1 protein-coding gene is annotated in these 1131 nt (G+C 62.4%); it reads left to right on the top strand.

From position 1 onward, the window contains the following. Window position 1 precedes the first annotated feature (1 nt). On the top strand, window positions 2-1131 hold a 1130-nt coding region (tuf, locus tag EO99_RS0125385), incomplete at its 3' end, for an elongation factor Tu (RefSeq protein WP_029621328.1).

Raw genomic sequence — 1131 nt, 5'->3', positions numbered from 1 at the left:
AATGGCAAAGAGCAAGTTTGAGCGCAACAAGCCGCACGTCAACATCGGCACGATTGGTCACGTTGACCACGGCAAGACGTCGCTGACGGCCGCGATCACGAAGTACTTCGGCGAATACAAGGCGTACGACCAGATCGACGCTGCGCCGGAAGAAAAGGCGCGCGGCATCACCATCTCGACGGCGCACGTCGAGTATGAGACGCCGAACCGCCACTATGCGCACGTCGACTGCCCCGGCCACGCCGACTACGTCAAGAACATGATCACCGGTGCTGCCCAGATGGACGGCGCGATCCTGGTCTGCTCGGCCGCCGACGGCCCGATGCCGCAGACGCGCGAGCACATCCTGCTGGCCCGTCAGGTTGGCGTTCCGGCGATCGTCGTGTTCCTGAACAAGGTCGACCAGGTCGACGACGAAGAGCTGCTTGAGCTCGTCGAGCTGGAAATGCGCGAACTTCTGTCGTCCTACGACTTCCCGGGCGACGAGATTCCGATCATCAAGGGCTCGGCCCTGGCGGCTCTCGAAGACAGCAACAAGAAGATCGGCGAAGACGCGGTTCGCGAGCTGATGGCCGCTGTCGACGCCTACATCCCGACGCCTGAGCGTCCGATCGACCAGCCGTTCCTGATGCCGATCGAAGACGTGTTCTCGATCTCGGGTCGTGGCACGGTCGTGACCGGCCGCGTCGAGCGTGGCATCGTCAAGGTTGGCGAGGAAGTCGAGATCGTCGGCATCCGCGACACCTCCAAGACGACGGTCACCGGCGTTGAAATGTTCCGCAAGCTGCTCGACCAGGGCCAGGCCGGCGACAACATCGGCGCGCTGATCCGTGGCGTCCAGCGTGACGGCGTCGAGCGTGGCCAGATCCTGTGCAAGCCGGGTTCGGTCAAGCCGCACACGACCTTCATGGCTGAAGCCTACATCCTGACGAAGGAAGAAGGCGGCCGTCATACGCCGTTCTTCACCAACTACCGTCCGCAGTTCTACTTCCGCACGACGGACGTAACGGGCATCGTTGAGCTTCCTGAAGGCACGGAAATGGTCATGCCGGGCGACAACGTCACCGTGAAGGTGACGCTGATCAACCCGATCGCGATGGAAGAAAAGCTGCGCTTCGCGATCCGCGAAGG

Origin of the sequence: Pseudorhizobium marinum, assembly GCF_000705355.1 — a bacterium.
GTDB classification, from domain to species: domain Bacteria; phylum Pseudomonadota; class Alphaproteobacteria; order Rhizobiales; family Rhizobiaceae; genus Neorhizobium; species Neorhizobium pelagicum.
This window is presented reverse-complemented; position numbering and strand designations above follow the sequence as displayed.